Annotated in this window: 18 protein-coding genes; 7 read left to right on the plus strand and 11 right to left on the minus strand. The window is 62.9% G+C overall.

Features of this window, described 5'->3' with window-relative positions; all coding sequences use genetic code 11:
* Positions 1–609 precede the first annotated feature (609 nt).
* A complete protein-coding gene (locus BRAS3843_RS28765; RefSeq protein ID WP_008972655.1) occupies positions 610–945 on the plus strand; it encodes a hypothetical protein in 336 nt (111 codons plus the stop codon).
* A gap of 286 nt (positions 946–1,231) precedes the next feature.
* Here the strand turns inward: BRAS3843_RS28765 and BRAS3843_RS28770 are convergent, their stop codons facing one another.
* The 9 genes from BRAS3843_RS28770 to BRAS3843_RS28810 all read right to left on the minus strand — a co-directional run bounded on the left by BRAS3843_RS28770 (position 1,232) and on the right by BRAS3843_RS28810 (position 13,213).
* On the minus strand, positions 1,232–1,660 hold the full coding sequence (locus BRAS3843_RS28770) for a hypothetical protein (RefSeq protein ID WP_008972656.1): 429 nt from the start codon (positions 1,658–1,660) through the stop codon (positions 1,232–1,234).
* Positions 1,661–2,812: 1,152 nt separating this feature from the next.
* Positions 2,813–3,736 carry a hypothetical protein gene (locus BRAS3843_RS28775; protein ID WP_008972658.1) on the minus strand — a complete coding sequence of 308 codons (924 nt, stop codon included), beginning with the start codon at positions 3,734–3,736 and terminating at the stop codon, positions 2,813–2,815.
* A gap of 191 nt (positions 3,737–3,927) precedes the next feature.
* Positions 3,928–4,254, minus strand: coding sequence for a helix-turn-helix transcriptional regulator (locus tag BRAS3843_RS28780; RefSeq protein WP_035983118.1), 327 nt, complete (start codon positions 4,252–4,254; stop codon positions 3,928–3,930).
* Between the two features lie 351 nt (positions 4,255–4,605).
* Entirely contained in the window at positions 4,606–6,243 is a 1,638-nt protein-coding gene (locus BRAS3843_RS28785) for an ABC transporter ATP-binding protein (protein ID WP_008972660.1), read from the minus strand.
* A 5-nt stretch (positions 6,244–6,248) separates the two neighbouring features.
* A complete protein-coding gene (locus BRAS3843_RS28790; protein ID WP_035983120.1) occupies positions 6,249–7,427 on the minus strand; it encodes an ABC transporter permease in 1,179 nt (392 codons plus the stop codon).
* Positions 7,427–8,539: a microcin C ABC transporter permease YejB gene (locus BRAS3843_RS28795; protein ID WP_008972662.1), complete on the minus strand. Its 1,113-nt coding sequence runs from the start codon at positions 8,537–8,539 to the stop codon at positions 7,427–7,429. Before BRAS3843_RS28795 ends, BRAS3843_RS28790 begins: the two co-directional genes overlap by 1 nt.
* A gap of 3 nt (positions 8,540–8,542) precedes the next feature.
* Entirely contained in the window at positions 8,543–10,435 is a 1,893-nt protein-coding gene (locus tag BRAS3843_RS28800; RefSeq protein WP_244425493.1) for an extracellular solute-binding protein, read from the minus strand.
* A complete protein-coding gene (locus BRAS3843_RS28805) occupies positions 10,432–12,333 on the minus strand; it encodes an extracellular solute-binding protein (RefSeq protein WP_008972664.1) in 1,902 nt (633 codons plus the stop codon). Before BRAS3843_RS28805 ends, BRAS3843_RS28800 begins: the two co-directional genes overlap by 4 nt.
* A gap of 328 nt (positions 12,334–12,661) precedes the next feature.
* The gene (locus tag BRAS3843_RS28810) at positions 12,662–13,213 is read right to left on the minus strand and encodes a cytochrome c family protein (protein ID WP_008972665.1); all 552 of its coding nucleotides are present in this window, start codon (positions 13,211–13,213) and stop codon (positions 12,662–12,664) included.
* Positions 13,214–13,426: 213 nt separating this feature from the next.
* Between BRAS3843_RS28810 and BRAS3843_RS28815 the strand changes: the two genes are divergently transcribed.
* Together BRAS3843_RS28815 and BRAS3843_RS28820 are read left to right on the plus strand one after the other, a co-directional pair.
* Positions 13,427–14,167 carry a 3-deoxy-manno-octulosonate cytidylyltransferase gene (locus tag BRAS3843_RS28815; protein ID WP_008972666.1) on the plus strand — a complete coding sequence of 247 codons (741 nt, stop codon included), beginning with the start codon at positions 13,427–13,429 and terminating at the stop codon, positions 14,165–14,167.
* A gap of 21 nt (positions 14,168–14,188) precedes the next feature.
* Positions 14,189–15,049, plus strand: coding sequence for a prephenate dehydratase (locus tag BRAS3843_RS28820; protein ID WP_008972667.1), 861 nt, complete (start codon positions 14,189–14,191; stop codon positions 15,047–15,049).
* Between the two features lie 295 nt (positions 15,050–15,344).
* On the opposite strand, the gene BRAS3843_RS28825 is transcribed toward BRAS3843_RS28820, so the two are convergent.
* The gene (locus BRAS3843_RS28825) at positions 15,345–16,361 is read right to left on the minus strand and encodes an LLM class flavin-dependent oxidoreductase (protein ID WP_008972669.1); all 1,017 of its coding nucleotides are present in this window, start codon (positions 16,359–16,361) and stop codon (positions 15,345–15,347) included.
* 410 nt (positions 16,362–16,771) lie between these two features.
* Between BRAS3843_RS28825 and metF the strand changes: the two genes are divergently transcribed.
* The 4 genes from metF to maiA all read left to right on the plus strand — a co-directional run bounded on the left by metF (position 16,772) and on the right by maiA (position 22,746).
* Positions 16,772–17,689, plus strand: a complete 918-nt coding sequence (gene metF / locus BRAS3843_RS28830; RefSeq protein WP_008972671.1) for a methylenetetrahydrofolate reductase [NAD(P)H] — start codon at positions 16,772–16,774, stop codon at positions 17,687–17,689.
* Positions 17,689–21,567, plus strand: coding sequence for a methionine synthase (metH, locus tag BRAS3843_RS28835; RefSeq protein WP_008972672.1), 3,879 nt, complete (start codon positions 17,689–17,691; stop codon positions 21,565–21,567). The genes metF and metH overlap by 1 nt, the downstream gene beginning before the upstream one ends.
* A gap of 48 nt (positions 21,568–21,615) precedes the next feature.
* Entirely contained in the window at positions 21,616–21,951 is a 336-nt protein-coding gene (locus tag BRAS3843_RS28840) for a GIY-YIG nuclease family protein (RefSeq protein ID WP_008972673.1), read from the plus strand.
* 135 nt (positions 21,952–22,086) lie between these two features.
* Complete coding sequence (maiA, locus tag BRAS3843_RS28845; RefSeq protein WP_035983122.1) at positions 22,087–22,746, plus strand: maleylacetoacetate isomerase; 660 nt, start codon at positions 22,087–22,089, stop codon at positions 22,744–22,746.
* A 68-nt stretch (positions 22,747–22,814) separates the two neighbouring features.
* Here maiA and BRAS3843_RS28850 read toward each other — a convergent pair whose 3' ends face one another.
* The gene (locus BRAS3843_RS28850; protein WP_008972675.1) at positions 22,815–23,447 is read right to left on the minus strand and encodes a glutathione S-transferase family protein; all 633 of its coding nucleotides are present in this window, start codon (positions 23,445–23,447) and stop codon (positions 22,815–22,817) included.
* Positions 23,448–23,496: the final 49 nt, after the last annotated feature.

The raw sequence follows: 23,496 nt of genomic DNA on the forward strand, positions 1-23,496 counted from the left end.
CCGCGCCGGCCTGCGCTCGTCCAGCGCAACCGTCACGGCCATCGCATCCCGCACCCGACGTCCGTGACGACGCGTACGCCCCTCTCGTGAGGCAGGACGACGTGGAGTATGCACGATTTCTGAAAATACGAAATGGAAATATTTTTCACGGCAGGACTGGACAAGGTTTCGCAAACCGGGCCCGCCGGGCAAATCACTCGAGCAGACTCATTTGGACCGGGGCGTACGCGCCTCAACCGCGCGGCCATTGGATAGAGACGCGTTCACCGGGAGCGGGCTGGCTGTCGCGCATGGCACGCGCCGCCACAACATGGCGCATGAGGTTTGGAACGCGTAGCTCCGGATTGATCGCCGCAACGTGAGCACGTCGCGACCTCTTTTTGCCCGATTTGGACAGCGGCCCGGCCGCCTCCGCGGCTACAATACCCCGCCAAAGATTGGTAAGCTGAAGATCCCTGCAAGCACCTGAACAATCCGCAGGGAGCGGTCCGATGCACGGGATCGATGACCGGGTGCAGATCGACCGAAGCAACGCCGCACCATTCGCTCACGACGACATCGCATTTGCCGTTGGAAATCGAAGACAACAATTCTTGGTAGGAGCAGACCATGCCAGAAAACAACACTGTCATCGAAATCCTTCAGCTGGCGGATAGGCTGCTCGAGAGCCAGATGGCCTACATCAACGACAATTCACCCGAAAATGCCTCGGCGCTGAGGGAAGCCACTCATGCCTACGGCAAGGCACGTTCTGCGATCGTGATCCGGGGTAGAGAGGTTCTTCCTGCCTATGTTTTCAAGCCCTTCAATGAAGTCCAGCAACGCGTCATCGCCAGGCTATCAGGACATGACCTTTATCGTCCTCTCTCGCAGCAGGAAGTTGGCCTCGCTCTGTCGGCGATACAATACACGTTCGAGGACGTGACGGGGACCAAGGTGAGGTGAGGCAGCCCGCACCTGCCCCGCCAGATGAGCATGTAGGTCATGATCGTGCTTGCGCTGCAGCTCGCGCAACAGGTCGACCATCTGCAACTGACAGCATGTCGAGCGCCGAGGTCGCCTCGTCCAGCATGAGCCGGGCTCTATCTCGTAGTCTTGGTCATCGTGCTCGCAGCGCTCTTGCTCACGCGGCGCACATTGCAATGGCGCTATCCGATTTGACGCGATCACCGCTGCGAGTGGCCCATCTCAGATCTTCTGTCCGGCGGCGAAGGCCTTCCGTCCTCACGGTTCAAGGCTGGCGCAAAGCGACTGCTGCTGATTTCTTCATCTCGGTCACATACTGGCGGGCGGCCTTACTTATTGCGCGAATGGCTCGCCAAGCCTCGGTGGCTTCCACCCAAGCCTTTGCTTGTTGGAATTTTGTGTAGGCCCAGAGAAAGGCTGGAATTTTCATCAGCTTGTCCCGGGTAAGGCTGAACAGGCGTTCGACCAGCACGAGCTTTAAAAGCTCGCCAACAACCAATGTCGCAACGCTGCTCAGCAGCTGACCGGTAGCCGCGAGATAAGCCGCCAACGGTTTGACCGGTTCAAGGATGATCACCGGTACTGAAAACAGCGCCAGCGACGGGTAGGGCCGCAACGATTTGATCCAGACGCACAATCGCCGCAGCACGACATGCCTGGCAAGCCAATCCGAGATCGGCTTCGCGATAGCCATGAAAACCGCGTCCACTAGGAAGTACAGAGCCGCTATCACATAAGTGACCGGTTTCAAGACTCGCTTCACTGCTAATCCTCCGGACATTCAAACGCCAAGGCTCGCAGGGTTCACTTGCCAGTAGAAGTCGGCCATCAGCTCGGGGCTCCTGACCGGAAGCTCGTTGGGTTGCGGGCTTCCGGAGCACGGCTTCACCAGGGGGCGCTGCTCGCCCAAATTCACTTAGCTCCCAGGGCTTACCAACCACCGTGGAAGTGATGTCGATAGCCCCATCCGCCGCGCCACCCCGGACCTGCGTACTCGTATGCACGAGGTGCGACATACACGTGCGGTTCCGAGTAGATGGGATAGTCTTCGACCACAACCCGCGGCGGCGCCACAAGGACAGGGCGGCGCACTACGACCGTCTCGGAAACCACCGGAGCCAACTCTTCGACAACAGCCGGAGGCGCCCGGTACTCGTACGACCGCACATAGCTTTCGCTATAGCCGGCTACCGGCAGATCAGAGGCCACGGCCGGAGAGGCAAAAGCGAGCGCACTTGCTGCACCCAAGATCAACTTACGCATCTGAGTTCCTCCCATGTTGGTCTTCTTGTTACCTGTAAAAAGAAGAACGCGGAGAAGCGTCGTTAGGTTCATGAACGGGCGAGCAACGCCGATTAGCACGGCACGTTAAAGTGCCGCCAGGCTTGCTGGATGCATGTGGTTGGAGTGATCCAAAGAAGCCGCGCCGATACACGAACTGGCGCTTGCGTCGCGCGCTGCGGCGGAACTGGGCGAAGGCAGCGCATCAAGGCCACGGCGACGGTCCGCTTCGCCATCCGCGCCGGCCTACGCTCGTCCAGCGCAACCATCACGGCCATCGCATCCCGCACCCGACGTCCGTGACGACGCGTACGCCCCCCTCGTGTGAGGCAGGACGTCGTGGAGTATGCATGATTTCTGAAAATAAGAATCAGAATATTTTTCGCGGCAGGGCTGGACGGGTTTTCGCAAACCGCGCCCCCGGGCAAATCACCTCGTTCATTCGCGGCAAAGCAAGCGATTCGGCAGCCGCCGCATTGCATATTTTGGAGTGCTCGGAACGCTCGATGATGCACCCCGCTGGTCAGGCCAGCGGGGTGCATTTCAACAACCCGAATTGGTCATTTCAGGCAGCCTGCAGCATGCGAAGACGCATTTCGACTTGGTCGAGCGGAGCACGCACGGCGGGGCCGCCCTTCAACCCGAACACGAATTCGTTTCCATCGATATAGGCTTCATAGGTCAAATGCGTTACGCCGCCCGGGAAGACCACCTGCAGCGGTCCGTGGACCTGATTGCCGGAGATCACCTCGCCTTGCACGACGTCCTTGTAGAGTGCGACCCAATAGACTGGGGCGACCTCGAACTGTGCGCTGTTTCCGGAATAGACGTTGGACTGCACGAGCGCCAGATCGCCATCCATCCCGATACCGAGGTTGGCAAGGTCGCCCGACTTGTTCTGGATCAGCACTTGTCCCGGATTGGCGCTGCCGTCCTCGAACAGCTGCTGAGCGCCGTCCTGGAAACGACAAGCCCATTTCTGACCCAATTGAGTACCGAGCTTCTGCGAAGCCTTATAGACGCCCTTTCCACCAATCTGTTTGTAGTTCGCGATGCCGACGAGATAGCTGATGCTCCATTCGACGCCGGACTCACCATTCTTGGGCACCGTCGTCTGCTTCCAGGACAAGCTCTTGAGCCCCGGCGAAGTAGGCAGGGTCTGATAGATGCTCATCGTCCAGGTGTCTGGCGTTCTGTTCTCGAAATCGACAGAATAGGTCGTCTCGGCGGCGAGCTCACCGCTTGTCTCAGCGGCCAGCTTGGCCGGCGTAAAGTCACCTTCCTTCTTATCGTCCCAGGTGCGTTCGCAGGCCCAAAGACCGAAATCGGTCCCTGAATTGTCCGAAATCTTGTATGTGTAGCCCTTTTTCAGCAGCTCACCTTCCTTGTATGTGAGCTGTACCGTACCCGAAAGCTTATCGGGTCCGCTGCACGTCGTCGCGTAGGTCCATTTGCCTGTGGGCTTCAACGAAAGCTTGTAGTCAGTCATGTTCATCTCCGTTGATCATGTCGGGCATGCGCCACTCCGATCGCAGCTTCCGACAAACACAACTTAAGATAGTAAATTACCGAGGACGACTCATTTTGCTTTTCCCTGCCGCAAGCACTTGTGTCTTGCGCAACCAGCGGCTGGCGCGGGTCATCAGCCCGCCGAACCCGTCCACGCGGGGTCAGGAGCCTCTAGGAGTCGGCCGCGATCAATCTGATGAATTTCGTGAGTGCCGCCGCTGCCGCGGGAGAGAGGTGTGCAAACAACTCTGTATAGGGAGGAGCTATTTCGGCACGCTCTTTATGCTGATCCATATGACCGATGCCCAGCAGGAGCCAGTCGGCCGACACGTCCAGTTCCTTGCAGAGCGCAATCGCATTCTCCAAGCTCATGGTGCCGTCCTCCTTCCATCGTGTGATAGCACTTTCGTGAACCCCCAATGCGCTTGCTAATGCATGCTGCTTCCGAACCGCCCTCGCTTCCAGGGCCTGTTTTATTCTTGAGCCTCGAGAGTTCATGCCCCAGCCTCGCTGGATGCTCCCTTGGAGGAGAGGACCTAGCCGCGCGCTCCAACGCTCATGGCGAGCAAATTATTGTCACACAACCCTTACTAGATTTCTATTTGAAGACGCTGTACTGCTGAAGCCGCGGCTCGCCGCGATCAGTGGCAGTCGGCTGAACGTCAGGGAATTGGCCACGGCGCCGCTGGCAGGAGCCAGAAGATCATCTCGGATCGTCTGCCTATACGCGGGCCGCGGAGGGGATCGCGATCAGCTCCTAAGGCGTTGGACGAATGCCACCCTACGCCGTCCAAGCTGGGACGAGCACCTAGAACGGCCCGGCGTCCACGCGGGGCGCAAGCAGCAGGATCAGGTCGCCACCGCCCCATTCCCGGCTGCCTCGTTGCGGAAGGCGGCGGCGAACAGCGCGCGGGTGTAGTCGGACTTGGGGTTCTTGAACAGCTCGGCAGCCGGCCCCTCCTCGACCACCTTGCCGTTGCGCATCACGATCAGATGGCTGGCGAGGGCGGCGACGACGCGCAAATCGTGCGAGATGAACATGTAGGTCAGGTCGTGCTTGCGCTGCAGCTCGCGCAACAGGTCGACCATCTGCGACTGAAACAGCATGTCGAGCGCCGAGGTCGGCTCGTCCAGCACGATGAAGCTCGGCTCCAGCACGACGGCGCGGGCAATCGAGATGCGCTGACGCTGGCCGCCGGAGAATTCATGCGGATAGCGGAAGCGCGTCTCCGGATCGAGCCCGACATCCTCGAGCGCCTTGATCACGCGGGCCTCGCGCGCGTCGTCCGACAGCTTCGGCTGATGCACGCTCAAACCCTCGGCGATGATGTCGCCGACCGACATGCGCGGACTAAGCGAGCCGAACGGGTCCTGGAACACGACCTGCATGTTGCGACGGAACGGACGGACGTCCTTGAACTTGAGGCCCTGGATATTGCGGCCCAGAAATACGATCGGCCCGTCCGAGGAGATCAAGCGCAACAGCGCAAGGCCCAGCGTGGTCTTGCCGGAGCCGGATTCACCGACCACCCCAAGCGTCTCGCCCCTGCGCACGGCGAGGCTGACGCCGTCGACCGCCTTGATGTGGCCGACCGTCGAGCGGAACAGGCCGCGCTTGATCGGAAACCAGACCTTCAGATCATTGGCTGACATCACCTCCGGCGCGTCGGGCCGTGGCGGCGCCGGATCCGGCTTGGGCTCGGCCGCGAGCAGCGCCTTGGTGTAGGGATGTTTCGGCGCGGTGAACACCTGCTCCACCGGTCCATGCTCGACGATCTTGCCGCCGTTCATGACGCAGACCCGGTCGGCAATGCGCCTGACGATCCCGAGGTCATGGGTGATGAACAGCAGGCTCATGCCAAGCCGCGCGCGGATGTCGGCAAGCAGCGTCAGGATCTGCGCCTGCACGGTGACATCGAGCGCGGTGGTCGGCTCGTCGGCAATCAACAGATCAGGCTCGTTGGCCAGCGCCATCGCGATCATCACGCGCTGGCGCTGGCCACCGGAGAGCTGGTGCGGATAGCTGCCGAGCCGGGTCTCCGGCTCGGGAATGCCGACCTGGGTCAAAAGCTCCAGCGTCCGCGCCCGCGCCGCGCTGTTCGACATCGGCCGGTGGAGGTGAATGATCTCGGTGATCTGCCGCTCGATCGTATGCAGCGGATTGAGCGAGGTCATCGGCTCCTGGAAGATGATCGAAATGTCGCTGCCGCGGATCTCGCGGATCTCCCGTTCCGACAGCGTCAGCAGATCGCGTCCCTTGAAGCGGATGCTCCCGGACGGATGTGACGCCACCGGATAGGGCAGCAGCTTGAGCACCGAGAGCGCGCTCACCGACTTGCCGGAGCCGGATTCGCCGACCAGCGCGACGCATTCGCCGCGCTTGATGTCGAAGGAGACACGATCGACGGCGAGCGACGCCCGGCCCTGCTGGTGGAAGGCGACCGAGAGGTCCGTGACCGACAAAAGCGACTGGCTGATCGCGTCCATGCCGCTCACCTGAAGGTCTTACGGGGATCGAAGGCGTCGCGCACGGCTTCGCCGATGAAGATCAGAAGCGACAGCATGATCGCGACCGAGAAGAAGCCGGTGAGCCCGAGCCACGGCGCCTGCACATTGGCTTTGGCCTGCGACAGCAATTCGCCGAGCGAGGGCGAGCCCGGCGGCAGGCCGAAGCCGAGGAAGTCGAGTGCCGTGAGGGTCATGACCGAGCTCGACACGATGAACGGCAGGAACGTCATGGTTGCCACCATCGCGTTCGGCAGCAGATGCCGGACCATGATGACCCCGTTGGAGACGCCGAGCGCACGCGCCGCCTGGATGTATTCGAAATTGCGTCCACGCAGGAATTCCGCGCGGACCAGGCCAACCAGCGACACCCAGGAGAACAGCAGCATGATGCCGAGCAAGGTGAAGAAGCCGGGCACCAGCACGGCGGACAGGATCAGCAGCAGATAGAGATAGGGAATCGCGTTCCAGATCTCGATGAAGCGCTGGAACAAGAGGTCGATCCAGCCGCCGAAATAGCCCTGCACGCCGCCGGCGGCGACGCCGATGATGGAGGAGAAAAACGTCAGCGTGAGACCGAACAGCACCGAGATGCGGAAGCCGTAGATCAGGCGCGCCACCACGTCGCGGCCCTGATCATCGGTGCCGAGCCAGTTGTATTCGAGGTCGCGGCAGCTCTTCAGCCCCTTCTTCTCGACCACCGGCTTGCACTGCGCTTCCGTCAACATCCACGTCGGTGGCGACGGCGCCGGCGTCGGCAGATCGAGATTATGGGTGTCGTAGGAATAGCGGATCAGCGGCCAGACGATGATGCCGCCCTTGTCCGCAATCAGTTTCTGCAAATAGGGATCGCGATAGTCGGCCGCCGTCTCGAAGTCGCCGCCGAAAGCGGTCTCCGGATAGGAGACGAAGGCCGGCCAATACAGATGGCCGTCGAACTTGATCAGGAACGGCCGATCGTTGGCGATCAACTCCGCGAACAGTGAGACGAAGAACAGGACGAGGAAGATCCAGAACGACCAGTAGCCGCGCTTGTTGGCCTTGAAGTTCTGCCAGCGGCGGTGGTTCAGGGGCGAGACCCGGAAGCGCTGCCGCGTCGGCGGCACGGCTTCGCCGAGCGGTTCCCGGGTCGTGGTCTCGACAGGAGGCGGAGCGACCAGCGTCATCAGACTTCCCTCGCCTCGAAATCGATCCGGGGATCGATCCACATATAGGTGAGATCGGAGAGCAGGTTCACGACGAGACCGACCAGCGAGAAGATATAGAGCGTGCCGAACACGACCGGATAGTCGCGATTGAGCACGCTCTCGAACGACAACAGCCCGAGCCCGTCGAGCGAGAAGATGGTCTCGATCAGGAGCGAGCCGGAGAAGAAGGCGTTGATGAAGGCGCCCGGAAAGCCGGCAATCACGATCAGCATGGCGTTGCGGAACACGTGATTGTAGAGCACCTGCCGCTCACTGCAGCCCTTGGCGCGCGCCGTCATCACATATTGCTTGCGGATCTCGTCGAGAAACGAGTTCTTGGTCAGAAGCGTCATGGTCGCGAAGGCGCCGAGCGCCATCGACACCAGCGGCAAGGTCAGGTGCCAGAAATAGTCGATGATCTTCCAGTACCACGGAAAGTTCGACCAGCCGTCGGAGGTCAGCCCGCGCAGCGGGAAGATGTTCAGGAACGAGCCGCCGGCGAACAGGATGATCAGCAGGATCGCGAACAGGAAGCCTGGAATCGCAAAGCCGACAATGATGACGGCGGAGGTCCAGGTATCGAAGCGGCTGCCATCCTGCACGGCCTTTCGGATGCCGAGCGGAATCGAAATCAGATAGGTCAGCAGCGTCATCCAGATGCCGAGCGACATCGAGACCGGCAGCTTCTCCTTGATCAGCTGCAGCACGCTGACGTCGCGGAAATAGCTCTTGCCGAAATCAAAGCGCGCGAAATTCCACACCATCAGCGCGAAACGCTCCGGCGCCGGCTTGTCGAAGCCGAACTGCTTCTCGAGGTTCTTGATGAAGGCGGGATCGAGCCCCTGCGCGCCGCGATATTTGGAGTTGACCGCGTCGGCGGCCGCGCCGATCTGGCCTGGGCCGCGGGAAGCGAAATCACCGCCGCCACCGGAGATGCGCGAGGTGCCGCCGGTATCGGCGCCGGTGAGCTGCGCGATGACGCGCTCTACCGGCCCGCCGGGCGCAAACTGCACCACGATGAAGGAGACGAACAGGATCCCGAACAAGGTCGGGATCATCAGCAGAATGCGGCGGGCGACGTAGGCAGCCATGAATTACTTCGCCTGTTCGATCTTGGCCGCCTTGGCGGCGTCAAACCACCACATATCCGGCACGCCGGCAGCTTGCGCATATTTCGGCAGCTTGGCTGGATGGTTGAACTCGTCCCAATAGGCAAGCGGATGGGTCGCGCGATACCATTGCGGAATCCAGTAGCGACCGGCTCGAAACACGCGGTCGAGCGCGCGGCAGGCAACCGTCAGCTCGGCGCGGCTCTCCGCCGCGATCGCCTTTTCGACCAGCGCATCGATCGCGGGACTGACGATGCCGGCAAGATTGTACGAGCCCTTGGTCGCGGCCTCGCGGGAGCCGAAATAGGGCCGCAGGCTGTCGCCTGGTGTCGCTGACATCGAGAGCCGCTCCATGGCGATGTCGAAATCGAAATCCTCGATGCGGGCGCGAAACTGCACGGCATCGACGATACGCAAACTGGCATCGATGCCGAGCTGCTGAAGGTTCTTGATGAAGGGCCCGTGGTGCGGCTGGAGTCCCACCTCGTCGACCAGGAACTCGACGCTGAAGCGCTCGCCATTCGGCAAATAGCGCTTGCCGTCCTTGATCGTCAGCCCGGCTTCATTCAGCAGCTGCTGAGCCTTGCGCAACAGAGCGCGGTCCTGCCCCGAGCCGTCGGAGACCGGCGGCACGAACGGCATCCCGAACACCTCGTCCGGCACCTGGCCGCGGAACGGCTCCAGCAGCTTCAGCTCTTCCGGCGACGGCGGGCCCTCGGCGACCATGTCGGTATTCTGGAACGGCGACACCAGGCGCGTATAGGCGCCGTACATGATGGTCTTGTTGGTCCATTCGAAATCGAAGGCGTAGTTGAAGGCCTCGCGCACGCGCGGATCCTTGAACTTGTCGCGGCGGGTGTTCATGAACCAGCCCTGCCCTCCGGACGGCACCTCGTCCGGCAAGGTCTCACGCTTGACGCGGCCATCCTTCACGGCGGCGAAATCATAGCGCGTCGCCCAGATCCGAGCCGTGAACTCCTCGCGATAGAGATAGTTCTTGCCGGAAAAACCTTCATAAGCGACATCGCGGTCCCGATAGAATTCGTAGCGGACCGCATCGAAATTGTAACTGCCGCGACAGACCGGCAGATCGGCCGCCCACCAGTCCTTGACCCGCTCGAACTCGACGAAGCGATTGATCTCGTATTTGCCGACCTTGTACGGGCCGCTGCCAAGCGGCACGTCGATCGTGGATTCCTCGAACGGATGCGTCGCATAATAGGTCTTGGAGAAGATAGGCAGGCTCGCGACATAGAGCGGCACGTCGCGGGCGCGATCCTTGGCGAAGGTCACGACGACAGTCGCGTCGTCCAGCGCCTCGGCCTTCTCCATGAAGCGCAGCTGCGTCACGATCAGCGCGTGGCCTTTTTCCTTGAGCGTCGTCAGCGACCACGCCACGTCCTGCGCCGTGATCTTCGAGCCGTCATGGAAGCGCGCCTCGGGCCGCAGGGTGAAGCGATAGACCAGCTTGTCCGGCGAGATCGCCACCGACTTCGCTGCATAACCATACATCGCATCCGGCTCGTCGGCGGCCGACGCCATCAGGGACACGAAGGTCATGGCCATGCCCTGCGCGCCCTCGCCCTTCATGATGTAGGCATTGAAGGAGTTGAAGGTGAAGAAGGACTGGTTATAGGCGCGGGCCGAAGGGATGGTCGAGAACGTGCCGCCCTTCGGCGCTTCCGGATTGACGTAGCCGAAATGGTGAAAGTCGGCCGGATATTTCAGGTCGCCAAAGGCGGACATGCCGTGCGATTCGGCGAAGGCTTCGCCTTCGGTCGCTGCAGCAGCACGGAGATGCGCGGCGCTCAGCGCGCCGAGACCGAGACCGAGCACACCCCGGCGCGACAGGATGAACGGGCGCAACCGGCGGCTCAAGAGCGGCCACCCGTCTTGGCGGCCTTCGCGGCGTCCCACCACCACAGATTTGGAAAGCCGCTGATGCCATATTTGGGCAGCGGCTCGGGATGGCTGAAGCGGTCCCAGCGCGCGGCCCGCTCGAAGCCTGCGGCGAATTGCGGAACGACATAGCAATTCCACAGCAGCACACGATCCAGCGCCTTGCAGCTCGCGACCAGCTCGGCACGGTTCTTGGCAAAGATGATGCGATCGATCAGCGCATCCACGGCGGGGTTCTTGATGCCGGGAAGATTGCGCGATCCCGGCCTGTCCGCGGAATCCGAGCCGAAGAAATTGCGCTGCTCATTGCCGGGCGAAATCGATTGCGGCCATACGGCCGTCGTGATGTCGAAATCGAAGCTGCGCAAACGGTTCTGATACTGCACGCTGTCGACCGTTCGAACGCTCACCGCCATGCCGAGCCGCTCGAGATAGGGCTTGTAAAACAGCACGCCGCGTTCGTCGCCCTGATCCTGGGACAGGAATTCGACGCTGACCGGCTCGCCCTTGGGATTGACCAGCTTGCGGTCGCGGATCTCGAATCCCGCCTCCTTCAGCAGGCGCGCCGCTTCGCGCAAATTGTTGCGTGACGCCTCGGCATTGCCGCCCACCGGATTCTTGTAGGGAGTCGTGAACAGCTCCGCCGGCACCTTGTCGCGGATGGTTTCGAGAATCTGCAGCTCCTCACCTTCCGGAACGCCGGTCGCCATGAACTCAGGGATACCGTCGAAATAGCTGCTGTCGCGATGGTACTCGCCATTCGAGAGTTGCCGGTCCGACTCCTCCCAGTCATAGGCGTAGTTGAACGCGCGACGAACCTTGACGTCGGCAAATAGCGGCCGGCGCAGGTTCATCGCAAAGCCCTGCATCCGGCCCGAGCTCGCGTCCGGAAACTTCTCCTTGACAACGCGCTTCTCAGTCACGGCCGGAAAGTCATAGGCCGTCGACCATTGCTTGCCGCTGCGCTCGGCGAACCAATCCAACTGATCGCCCTTGAAGGCCTCGCGGCCGACCGTGTCGTCCCGGAAGAACTCGAATCGGATCTGCTCGAAATTGTTCTGCCCGACCGAGACCGGAAGATCCTTGCCCCAGTAATCGGCGACACGCTCCAGCACCACCGATCGGCCGGCGGTAAATTCCTTGATCCGATAGGCCCCCGATCCCAGCGGGATCTCCAAGGTCGTCGCGGAGATATCGCGCTTGTTGCCCTGAGGATCAGTCCCTTCCCACCAGTGTTTCGGGAGAATCGGGATTTCGCCGACAATGGTCGGCAGTTCGCGGTTGCCTGGCGCATCGAATGAGAACTTGACGTCGCGCTCGCCGACCTGCTCGCACTTGATGACGTGCTGGTAGTAGGCGCTGTACATCGGGCTGTTCTTCTTCAGCGCATCGAAGGAGAACACAACGTCTTCCGGAACGACCGGCTTGCCGTCATGCCAGCGCGCTTCGCCGCGCAGACGGTAGACGACATAGGAAAAGTCATCCGGATAGGCGGCCGATTCCGCAAGCTGTCCATAGGCGGTCGACGGCTCGTCCAGCGATCGCGTCGTCAGCGTCTCCATTGTCAGCTGAACGGCGCCGGCCAGCGACCCTTTGACGCCGGAGACCACGAGATTGAAGTTGTCGAACGTCCCCTGTTCGAACATGCGCACCACGCCGCCCTTGGGCGCATCCGGATGGACATAGTCGAAGCGCTTGAAGTCGGCCGGATATTTGATGTCGCCGAACAGGGCCAGTGCGTGGCGCCAGACCGGCGCGCTCGCTGATTGAGCATGAGCCGCGGTGGTGAAGGCCGGGAGATTGGCAGCGGCACCGAGCGCCGGGGTCATCGCAGCGAGGGCGCCGCTCTTGAGAAGCTCTCGTCGGGTAATCGCCAAATGAAGGGTCCTTTGCAGAGAAGCCTAGCCGCGCGCCACGCCGGCCGCAGCCGACCGGTATTGCGCCCCACTCTAGTGAGCAAGATCAGTTCGGAAAACACCGTCCGGTGATCCGGATCGGGTTCCATTCAGGCCGCAATATACGGCAAGGATTCGGCAAATAACGTTGCTTTTTCCTCATGATACCGGGTTGTGAACGGACCCGCTGCGACCAAACGCCTCAAAGCGACCCGGAACATCCCGGATACGAAAACGGCCAGGCTAAGGCCTGGCCGTCAACGTCGCTTGAGGCGGTAAGGTTCACGCGGACCGGTTTACTCAGAAACGTTCACTTGGCCGCGGTGGGCAGCGGCTGCGGATTGTCCGAGAGCGAGTTCAGAAAAGCGATGACGTCGGCGCGCTCGCTGTCCTTCTGGATACCGGCAAAGCCCATCGCGGTGCCCGGAATGAAGCCCTTCGGGTTGGCGATGAACTTGTTGAGGTCGTCGATGGTCCAGGTGCCGCCTGCGGCCTTCATCGCCGCCGAGAAGTTGAAGCCGTTGCGGCCTTCACCCTTGTGATCGCCGACGATGCCAAAGAGGTTCGGGCCGACGCGGTTAGGACCGCCCTTCTCGAAGGTGTGGCAGGCCGTGCACTTCTTGGCTGCCGCCTCACCCTTCTGCACCGAGGCGGTCTGCAGCAGCTTTTCGATCGGCTCGGCAGCGGCGGGAGCAGCGGCTTCCTTACCGCCGCCTTCCGTCTCCTTCACGGCGATCTCGAAGCCCGGCTTTTCCGGCATCTTGGGCGCGAACAGCGCATTGGCGGTGAAGCTCGTCACCAGCAGAACGAGACAGGTGGCCAGGACGGCCCCGAGAATCTTATTGAGTTCGAAGGAGTCCATTGTGGCGTCAGGCTCCGCGGGCAAATTTCATCGTTGGGCCGCCGACAGCGGCCATGGCTTCGCCTCAAGGAATCGAGCCGTTGCGCCGCCCCCTTCGGCAGATGTGAGATATCGGTTTGCCCGTGCTCTGGCAACCCGTATAAGCGGACCGCCGTCCGGCCATTCCGCCGAGCCGGACCGCGTGTTGCGACCCTTTCCGATCTGCCGTTCACGATGACCAATCCCCGCACCCTGGTGCTGATTCCCGCCCGCATGGCCTCGACCCGCCTGCCCGGCAAGCCGCTGATGGACATCGCGGGCGTGCCGATGATCGTGCACGTGCTCCGGCGCGCCGAGGAGGCAGCCATCGGCCGGGTGGCGGTCGCGACCGACACACCCGAGATCGCCGCGGCCGTGACCGCCCATGGCGGCACGGCGGTGATGACGAACCCCGATCATCCCTCGGGTTCGGACCGCATCTTCGAGGCGCTGCAGAAACTCGATCCACAGCGCGAGGTAGAGGCGATCGTCAACGTCCAGGGTGACTTGCCGACCGTTCCCCCGCAGGACATTCGCGCGGCCCTCGCGTTGGTGGCCGACGCCGCCGTCGATATCGGAACCCTGGTGGCCGAAATCCGCGAGGCGGAAGAACATACGACGCCGAGCGTCGTCAAGCTCATCGGCTCCGCCACGGGGCCGGACCGTTTCAGAGCGCTCTATTTTACCCGCGCCACCGCGCCCTACGGTGAGGGGCCGCGCTATCATCACATCGGCCTCTATGCCTACCGACGTACGGCGCTGGAGCGCTTCGTCCGGCTGCCGCCATCGCCACTGGAAGTGCGCGAAAAACTCGAACAGCTACGGGCGCTGGAAGCCGGCATGCGGATCGATGCAGCGATCGTCACGTCGGTCCCACTTGGCGTCGACACCCCGGCCGACCTCGAAACCGCACGGCGACTGCTGTCCAAAACTTAAGCTGCTGCTAGAAAACCTCTCATGAGCAAGATCTTGAAAATCGCATTCCAGGGCGAGCCGGGCGCCAATTCCCACATCGCCATCTCCGACGCTTTTCCGAGCGCCGAGGCCGTCCCCTACGCGACCTTTGAGGACGCGCTGGGCGCGATCTCCTCCGGCGAAGCCGATCTCGGCATGATCCCGATCGAGAACTCGGTCGCCGGCCGGGTCGCCGACATCCACCATCTGCTGCCGGCCTCAGGCCTCTACATCGTCGGCGAATGGTTTTTGCCGATCCGCCACCAGCTGATGGGCATCAAAGGCGCCAAGCTCGCCGACATCAAGACGGTCGAGAGCCACGTCCATGCGCTTGGCCAATGCCGCCGCATCATCCGCCAGCTCGGCATCCGGTCGATCGTGGCCGGCGACACCGCCGGCAGCGCCCGCGACATCGCCCAGCGCGGCGACAAGAGCGTAGCTGCGATCGCCTCCCGCCTTGCCGCCGAGATCTACGGCCTCGACATTCTGGCCGAAGACGTCGAGGACGAGGCCCACAACACCACCCGCTTCGTGGTGCTGTCGCGGGAGCCGCAATGGGCGGAGCAGAACTCGGGTCCGCTGGTCACCACCTTTGTCTTCCGCGTCCGCAACCTTCCCGCCGCGCTCTACAAGGCGCTCGGCGGTTTCGCTACCAACGGCGTCAACATGACCAAGCTGGAAAGCTACATGGTCGACGGCAATTTCTTCGCCACGCAATTCTATGCCGATGTCGACGGCCACCCTGACGACAAGGGCCTCGCCTTTGCGCTGGAGGAATTGAAGTTCTTCTCGCGCGAATTCCGCATCATCGGCGTCTATCCGGGACACCCGTTCCGCGCGACGTTCAGCGAGACGCGGGAGTGATTATCTCCTGACAGATGTCAGCCCGTCATTCCGGGGCGCGCATGCAATGCGCGAACCCGGAATCTCGAGCTTGGCTTGCATTCTCTGCAACAATATCGAGATTCCGGGTTCGAGGCCTGTGGCCTCGCCCCGGAATGACGACACTGGCTGTCGCCCCTGCGAACGCAGGGGCCCATAGCCACAGGACCGCGTTGTTGTAACCGCTGGGGTTCTCAGCCTTGCTCACCCACATCGGCCGCGGCGTATGGGTCCCGGCTCGGCGCCCTAGCGGGCTTGGCCGGGACGACATCGAGGCTTAAGCCGCGACCTGCTCCAATCCGAACGCCTCGGCCAGGAGGCTGTAGGAGCGCTTGCGGGCGTCGTGATCGAACACGGCGGTGATCACCATCAGCTCGTCCGCTTGGCTCGCCGCGATCATCGGATCGAGCTTGCCCCGGACGGTCGCCGGCGAGCCGACGAACAGCCGCGAGCGGTTGCGCGCGATCGAGGCGCGATCGGCCTCCGTATAGGGATAGGCCGCCGCCTCCTCCGGGCTCGGCAGCGGCAGGTACTGGCCGCGGTCGCGGCGCAGGCGGTTGAGATCCATCGAGGACGCCAGCCGCTCGGCCTCCGCGTCGGTCTCGGCCGTGACCACGGCGACCGCCAGGATCGCATGTGGCTGTGACCGCCAGCGCGAGGCGGTGAAATGGGCGCGATAGTTGACCATCGCCGTGGTCGCGTCGTGACTGGCGAAATGATGCGCGAAGGCAAAGCCCATCCCGACCTGGGCTGCGAGCTCGCTCGAATAATCGCTGGAGCCGAGCAGCCAGATCGGCGGCAGCGGCGTGTCGTCCGGCATCGCGATCACGTTGTGATAAGGATGGCCGGCGGGAAATTCGCGCGTTTCCCACAAGGTCAGCTCATGCAGCCGCTCCAGGAAGTCGTCGCCCTCGCGGCGGTCGAGCCGGCTGCGCAGCGCGTAAGCCGTGGTGCCGTCGGTGCCGGGGGCGCGGCCGAGCCCGAGATCGATCCGCCCGGGAAACAGCGCCTCCAGCATCTTGAAGCGCTCGGCGACCACGAGCGGCGCGTGGTTGGGCAGCATCACCCCGCCGGAGCCGACGCGGATATGCTCCGTCACCGCTGCGATCTGCCCGATCATCACGTCGGGCGCCGGACTCGCGACCGAGGCCAGGCTGTGATGTTCGGCGAGCCAATAGCGGACATAGCCGAGGCGATCGACATGGCGGGCCAGATCGATGCTGTTGCGGAGCGCCGCGGCCGGCTTGGTCGCGGTGGTGGTGACGGACAGGTCGAGGACGGAGAGCGGGATCATGGCTGAAGAAACTCGCGCGGATGCGCCGGTAAGGTAGGGGGCGCAGACGGACCGACAAAGGGTCCACGTCGGCAGGTCAGGCCTGTGGGGTGAGGATGGCTAACCGGCACAATTCGTGGGACAAGAACGCCTGTATACAAATCTACATCCCTATAGCCCACCATCTGGAATGAGCGAATATCGTAAAAACAATTGAATTTCCTTACATATAGTCTCCAGATGCGATCAATGATCCCGTCCCAACAAACGTCTTCCATTTGAGTTTTTACGCCCTCACTTCGCCGGTAGTGGGCAATTTCCCATGGCAAGTGGGCTGTCTGCTGTGCTGCATTTCGCTTATCTTACCGACCTGACCGGGTCCCAGCGGCCCTTGATTTGAAATTTACGCGGAAACCGGAGTGTGCGGTGCCATGACCGAGCTTTTGACACCGATATCGAACGGACATGTCGGGCTGCTGCGGCCAAAAATCTCCTTCGAATTCTTCCCGCCAAAGACCGAGGAGATGGAAAAGACACTGTGGGCCTCGATCGAGCGACTGGCACCGCTGGAGCCGAACTTCGTCTCGGTTACCTATGGCGCCGGCGGTTCGACCCGTGAACGCACCCACGCCACCATCGCGCGCATCCTTAAAGAGACCAGCCTGCTGCCGGCCGCGCATCTCACCTGCGTGGGCGCATCCCGCGGCGAGATCGACGAGATCGTCGACCGTTATCACGACGTCGGCGTTCGCCACATCGTAGCCCTGCGCGGCGATCCGCCGGGCGGCATTGGGACGCCCTATTACACCCATGCCGACGGTTACCAGCGTTCGCCGGAGCTGGTCGCGGGCATCCGGAAGCGGCACCCCGACATGGAGGTCTCGGTCTCCGCCTATCCGGAGAAGCACCCGGAGAGTTCGACCTTCGATGCCGATATCGACATGCTGAAGGCCAAGGTCGATGCCGGCGCCACGCGTGCGATCACCCAGGTGTTCTTCGACAACGACCTCTATTTCCGCCACCTCGACCGTGTCCGCGCCCGCGGCATTGATATCCCGATCGTGCCGGGCATCATGCCGATGCACAATTTCAAGCAGGCGCGCGGTTTCGTGACCCGGGCCGGCACGACCGTGCCGAACTGGCTGGCCGAGAAATTCGACGGCCTCGACGACGACCCCGAGACCCGCAAGCTGGTCGCGGCGACGGTCGCCGCAGGCCAGGTGCAAAAGCTCGCCAAGCAGGGCGTCGACACCTTCCATTTCTACACCATGAACCGTGCCGATCTCGTGTTTGCCATCAGCCATCTGCTCGGCATCCGCCCGAAGCTTGGCAAGAAAGTCGCCGCCTGATGTCCGTATCCGTGTCCCCCAAACGTACCGCCTTCCTCGCCGCGGCCCGCCAGCGTATCCTGATCCTCGACGGCGCCATGGGCACGATGATCCAGGCGCTGCAGTTCGACGAAGCCTCGTTTCGTGGTGATCGGTTCAAGGACTTCCATCGCGACCTCAGGGGCAACAACGACCTCCTGATCCTCACCCAGCCCCAGGCGATCGAGGACATCCACGCGCAATATTTGCGTGCCGGCGCTGATATCGTCGCCACCAACACCTTCTCGGCGACGTCGATCGCGCAGGCCGATTACGACCTGACCGACATCATATACGAGCTCAACCGCGAGGGCGCGAAGCTCGCGCGCAACGCCGCGCAGCGCGTCGCGGCCGAGGACGGCAAGCCGCGTTTCGTCGCCGGCGCCATGGGCCCGACCAACCGCACCGCCTCGATCTCGCCTGACGTCGCCAATCCTGGCTATCGCGCCGTCACCTTCGACGACCTTCGTCTCGCCTATGGCGAGCAGGCGCGCGGGCTGCTCGATGGCGGCGCCGACATCCTCCTGGTCGAGACCATCTTCGACACGCTCAACGCCAAGGCCGCGCTCTATGCGATCGCCGAACTCTGTGAGGAACGCGGCATCGACGTCCCCGTGATGGTCTCCGGCACCATCACCGACAAATCCGGCCGCCTGCTTTCGGGCCAGATGCCAGAGGCGTTCTGGAATTCGGTGCGGCACGCCAAGCCTGTGACGATCGGCTTCAACTGCGCGCTCGGCGCCGAGGATTTGCGCGCCCATATCGCCGATATCGGTCGCGTGGCCGATACCTTGGTGTGTGCCTATCCGAACGCCGGTCTGCCCAACGAGTTCGGCCAGTATGACGAGACGCCGGACTACATGGCGCGACTGATCGGCGAGTTCGCCCGCGACGGCCTCGTCAACATCGTCGGCGGCTGCTGCGGCACCACGCCGGATCATATTGCGGCGATCGCGGCCGCGGTGGCGCCGCACAAGCCGCGCGCGGTGCCGGAGATCGCGCCGCGGCTGCGGCTGTCCGGCCTCGAGCCGTTCGAGCTCACTCCCGCCATTCCCTTCGTCAATGTCGGCGAGCGCACCAACGTCACGGGCTCGGCGAAATTCCGCAAGCTGATCACCGCCGGCGACTACACCGCCGCACTGCAGGTCGCGCGCGACCAGGTCAACAACGGCGCCCAGGTCATCGACGTCAACATGGACGAGGGCCTGCTCGACTCGGAAGCCGCGATGCGGACCTTCCTCAATCTCGTCGCAGCCGAGCCGGACATCGCCCGGGTGCCGGTCATGGTCGACTCCTCGAAATTTCACGTCATCGAGGCCGGCTTGAAATGCGTGCAGGGCAAGCCGGTGGTGAACTCGATCTCGCTGAAAGAGGGTGAGGAGAAGTTCCTGCAGGAAGCCAGGATCGCGCGCCGCCATGGCGCTGCCGTCGTGGTGATGGCGTTCGACGAGACGGGCCAGGCCGATACCTACGCGCGCAAGACCGAGATCTGCGCGCGTGCCTATAAGATTCTTGTCGAGCAGGTCGGCATCCCGCCGGAAGACATCATCTTCGATCCGAACATCTTCGCGATCGCGACCGGGCTCGAGGAGCACAACAATTACGGCGTCGACTTCATCGAGGCGACGCGCTGGATCCGTCAGAACCTGCCCGGCGCGCATGTCTCCGGCGGCGTCTCCAACCTCTCCTTTTCGTTCCGCGGCAACGAGCCGGTGCGCGAAGCCATGCATTCGGTGTTCCTGTATCATGCCATCAAGGCCGGCATGGACATGGGCATCGTCAATGCCGGGCAGATGATCGTTTATGACGACATCGACCCCGAGCTGCGCCAGGTGTGCGAGGACGTCGTGCTCAACCGCGACGCAGGCGCGGCCGAGCGACTGCTGGCGCTGGCCGAGAAATTCCGCGGCCAGGGCAAGCAGACCAAGGAGGCTGATCTCGCCTGGCGCGAGTGGCCGGTCGCGAAGCGGCTGTCCCATGCGCTGGTGCATGGCATCACCGAATTCATCGAGCAGGACACGGAAGAGGCGCGCGCCGCCTCCACGCGCCCGCTCGACGTGATCGAAGGCCCGCTGATGGCCGGCATGAACGTGGTCGGCGACCTGTTCGGCGACGGCAAGATGTTCCTGCCGCAGGTCGTGAAATCGGCCCGCGTGATGAAGCAGGCGGTGGCCTATCTGATGCCGTTCATGGAAGCCGAGAAGGCCGCCAACAAGGGCGCAAGCGCGGAGCGCTCGACGGCCGGCAAGATCGTGCTCGCGACCGTGAAGGGCGATGTGCACGATATCGGCAAGAACATCGTCGGCATCGTGCTCCAGTGCAACAATTTCGAGGTGATCGACCTCGGCGTGATGGTGCCGGCGACGAAGATCATCGAGACCGCGAAAACCGAGAAGGCCGACATCATCGGGCTGTCAGGCCTGATCACGCCCTCGCTCGACGAAATGGCCTATCTCGCCTCGGAAATGGAGCGGCAGGATCTGAACATGCCGCTCTTGATCGGCGGCGCCACCACCAGCCGCGTACACACCGCTGTCAAGATCGACCCGAACTATCGAAATGGGCCGGTGGTGCATGTGAATGACGCGAGCCGCGCGGTCGGCGTCGCCTCTTCACTGCTGTCGCCGGAACGGAAAGCGGCCTATGCAGCCGATGTCCGCGGCGAATACGCCAAGATTGCGGAGGCGCATCTGCGCGGCCAGGCCAACAAGAAGCGCCTGACCCTGGCCGATGCGCGCGCCAATGCGACGAAGATCGATTTCGCCAAGGCACGACCGGTGAAGCCGAGCTTCCTGGGCGTGAAGAGCTTTGCCGATTACGATCTCGCCGAGCTCGTGCCCTATATCGACTGGACGCCGTTCTTCCAGACCTGGGAGCTCGCCGGGCGCTTCCCCGCCATCCTCGACGACGCCAAGGTCGGCGAGGCCGCGCGTGCGCTCTATGACGACGCGTTGAAGATGCTGGACCGCATCGTCAAGGAGAATTGGTTCACCGCGCGGGCCACGATCGGCTTCTGGCCGGCCAACGCCGTCGGCGACGATATCGTGCTCTATGCCGATGAGGCACGCGACAAGCTGATCGCGACGCTGCACACGCTGCGCCAGCAGCTCGAGAAGCGCGAGGGCCGCTTCAACACCGCGCTGTCCGACTTCATCGCGCCTGCCGCCTCCGGCGTGCCCGACTATATCGGCGGCTTCGTCGTCACGGCCGGAATCGGCGAGGACGTCGTCGCCGACCGCTTCAAGAACGCCAATGACGACTACTCCTCGATCCTGGTCAAGGCACTGGCCGATCGTCTCGCCGAGGCCTTTGCCGAACGCATGCATGCGCGTGTGCGCCGCGAGTTCTGGGCCTATGCGCCGGACGAGGCACTCTCCAACGCGGAGCTGATCCTGGAGAAGTATCAGGGCATCCGCCCCGCGCCGGGCTATCCGGCGCAGCCCGACCATACCGAGAAGGCGACGCTGTTCGCGCTGCTCGACGCCGAGACGAACGCGGGCGTCAAGCTGACCGAGAGCTTTGCAATGTGGCCGGGCTCGTCGGTCTCGGGGCTCTATTTCGCGAACCCTGAGAGCTTCTATTTCGGCGTCGGCAAGATCGAGCGCGACCAGGTCGAGGACTATGCCGCGCGCAAGGGCATGAGTGTCGCCGAGGTCGAGCGCTGGCTGGCGCCGATTCTCAACTACATCCCGGCGCAGGCGACGGGCGATGCGAAGCAGGCGGCTGCGACACCGGCGCGTGCGCCGGCCGGAGCCGTTGCCGCCAACGATGCCGAACCCGAGGGCCTCGCCTCCCATCCCCCCGGCTGCACCTGCGCGGTGCATCTGGCCTGGCGCAAGAAGGCGGTGGGGGCGAAGTAGCGACGCCGCGGCTCTCGACTGGCCCAACAGGTAGTTCAAATCCCCGTCATGGCCGGGCTTGTCCCGGCCATCCACGTCTTGCAATATATCCGCATGGCAGGCGGATACGTTTACTTCATGACCAATCGGCCCAACGGAACCCTCCACGTCGGGGTGACGAGCGATTTGGTTCGCCGCGTCTTCGAGCATCGCTCCGGCCTGGTCGAAGGCTTCACCAGACGATATGGCCTGAAGCGACTCGTCTATTTCGAAACCTTCGATGACATTCGAAACGCGATTCAGCGGGAACACAACATTAAGCACTGGCCGCGCGCCTGGAAAGTTCGCTTAGTTGTAGCGAACAATCCAGCATGGAACGATCTGTTCGACACGATCGCGACTTAAGACGTGGATGGCCGGGACAAGCCCGGCCATGACGAGTTTGTTGCAACAGCTTCACGGCCTCCTTGCGCCCTTCTGATTTTCGAGGGCGATACTCCGCGTCCGCCGGACGGAGGAGACCATCGGATGAGGGCAAAAATGAAATTCTATTCCTTCTGGCGATCGCTGGCGAGTTTTCGGGTGCGCATCGCGCTGAACCTGAAAAACGTGCCGCATGAGGTCGTCTTCGTCGACATCGACAAGAGCGAGCACCGCAGCAACGACTACGCCGACATCAATCCGCAGATGGCGCTGCCGGCGCTGGTGCTGGACGACGACAAGGTGCTGACGCAATCGCTGGCGATCCTCGAATATCTCGAGGAAACCATTTCCGTGCCGAAGCTGCTGCCGGAGGATACGGTCGGCCGCGCGCGTGTCCGCGCGCTGGCGGCGATGGTCGCCGGCGACATGCATCCGCTGATCGTACCGCGCGTGCAGCGATACCTCACCGAGGAATTGAAGCTTGCACCCGAACAGAAGACGGCCTGGTTGCGACATTGGGCCGGGGAAAGCCTGCGCGCGCTGGAAGCCCGCCTCGTCCGCGAGCGCGAGACCGGCCGTTTCGCCCATGGCGACAACCCGACATTTGCCGACATCTGCATGGTCGGCCTGGTGACGTTCGCGACCGCGCAAGGCATCGACCTTGCCCCCTACCCGACCACACTGCGCATCTTCAAGACTGCAATGGCGCTGCCGGCCTTCGCCGCAGCGCATCCGCTGGCGCAGCCGGATACGCCGGCGGCGATGCGGAAGACGTAATCTGGCGGCTCTAAGATCGGCACTTCTGCGTTGCGAGGCCGCGGCCCCTCCAGGGAGGGTGAATGCCGTCAATCGCCGCTCGGAGGTGCCAAGGGCTGCACGATCTCGCGGAACACCGGCAGTGCCTCGCAGCGCGCGGCATGCGCCGCCAGCGCCGGATAGCGGCCGCTGTCGACCAGATGTGGATGCGCCTCGGTGGTGAAGCGCAGCACGCAGGCCACCGCGATATCGGCGTGGCCAATACGCTCGCCATACCACCAGGGCGTCGCGACCGCCGTCCGCTCCTGTTCCAGCGCTGCAAGCACGCCCGCGATCTGCGTCTCGCAGCGTTCGACCCACAGCTTGAGCTGCTCCTTGCGTAGCACGCGCTCGTAGACCAGGCTGACCGCCTTGTCGCCGAGCCCGGTGGCGAGTGCGATGGTGCGCAGCTGCTTCCGCCGTTCGACGCCGCTCCTTGCGAGCATCGCCTTCTCAGGCCCGACCGTCTCGTCGAGATGATCGAGGATCGCAGCGGAATCGATCAGCGCCTCGCCGCTGTCGAGCACCAGCACCGGCACCCGAAGCAGCGGATTGTATCGCGCGATTGTCTCGGCATCGCCGAACGTAGACCACGGCCGATGCTGGAACGGGAGGTCGTAAAGCTTCAGCGCGATCGCGGTGCGGCGAACAAACGGCGAGTCGTATTGGCCGATCAAGAACATGGGGTCACCTCCTGATCTCATTGAAGCGACAATTGGCGATGATGTCACC

Origin of the sequence: Bradyrhizobium sp. STM 3843 (assembly GCF_000239815.1) — a bacterium.
In the GTDB taxonomy this organism is placed as follows: domain Bacteria; phylum Pseudomonadota; class Alphaproteobacteria; order Rhizobiales; family Xanthobacteraceae; genus Bradyrhizobium.

Excerpts from the sequence above, each read along its gene's own strand:
- BRAS3843_RS28765 (WP_008972655.1), top strand. The coding sequence starts at position 610 with ATGCCAGAAAACAACACTGTCATCGAAATCCTTCAGCTGGCGGATAGG.
- BRAS3843_RS28770 (WP_008972656.1), bottom strand. The coding sequence starts at position 1,660 with ATGGCTATCGCGAAGCCGATCTCGGATTGGCTTGCCAGGCATGTCGTG.
- BRAS3843_RS28775 (WP_008972658.1), bottom strand. The coding sequence starts at position 3,736 with ATGACTGACTACAAGCTTTCGTTGAAGCCCACAGGCAAATGGACCTAC.
- BRAS3843_RS28780 (WP_035983118.1), bottom strand. The coding sequence starts at position 4,254 with ATGAACTCTCGAGGCTCAAGAATAAAACAGGCCCTGGAAGCGAGGGCG.
- BRAS3843_RS28785 (WP_008972660.1), bottom strand. The coding sequence starts at position 6,243 with ATGGACGCGATCAGCCAGTCGCTTTTGTCGGTCACGGACCTCTCGGTC.
- BRAS3843_RS28790 (WP_035983120.1), bottom strand. The coding sequence starts at position 7,427 with ATGACGCTGGTCGCTCCGCCTCCTGTCGAGACCACGACCCGGGAACCG.
- BRAS3843_RS28795 (WP_008972662.1), bottom strand. The coding sequence starts at position 8,539 with ATGGCTGCCTACGTCGCCCGCCGCATTCTGCTGATGATCCCGACCTTG.
- BRAS3843_RS28810 (WP_008972665.1), bottom strand. The coding sequence starts at position 13,213 with ATGGACTCCTTCGAACTCAATAAGATTCTCGGGGCCGTCCTGGCCACC.
- BRAS3843_RS28815 (WP_008972666.1), top strand. The coding sequence starts at position 13,427 with ATGACCAATCCCCGCACCCTGGTGCTGATTCCCGCCCGCATGGCCTCG.
- BRAS3843_RS28820 (WP_008972667.1), top strand. The coding sequence starts at position 14,189 with ATGAGCAAGATCTTGAAAATCGCATTCCAGGGCGAGCCGGGCGCCAAT.
- BRAS3843_RS28825 (WP_008972669.1), bottom strand. The coding sequence starts at position 16,361 with ATGATCCCGCTCTCCGTCCTCGACCTGTCCGTCACCACCACCGCGACC.
- metF (WP_008972671.1), top strand. The coding sequence starts at position 16,772 with ATGACCGAGCTTTTGACACCGATATCGAACGGACATGTCGGGCTGCTG.
- metH (WP_008972672.1), top strand. The coding sequence starts at position 17,689 with ATGTCCGTATCCGTGTCCCCCAAACGTACCGCCTTCCTCGCCGCGGCC.
- BRAS3843_RS28840 (WP_008972673.1), top strand. The coding sequence starts at position 21,616 with ATGGCCGGGCTTGTCCCGGCCATCCACGTCTTGCAATATATCCGCATG.
- maiA (WP_035983122.1), top strand. The coding sequence starts at position 22,087 with ATGAAATTCTATTCCTTCTGGCGATCGCTGGCGAGTTTTCGGGTGCGC.
- BRAS3843_RS28850 (WP_008972675.1), bottom strand. The coding sequence starts at position 23,447 with ATGTTCTTGATCGGCCAATACGACTCGCCGTTTGTTCGCCGCACCGCG.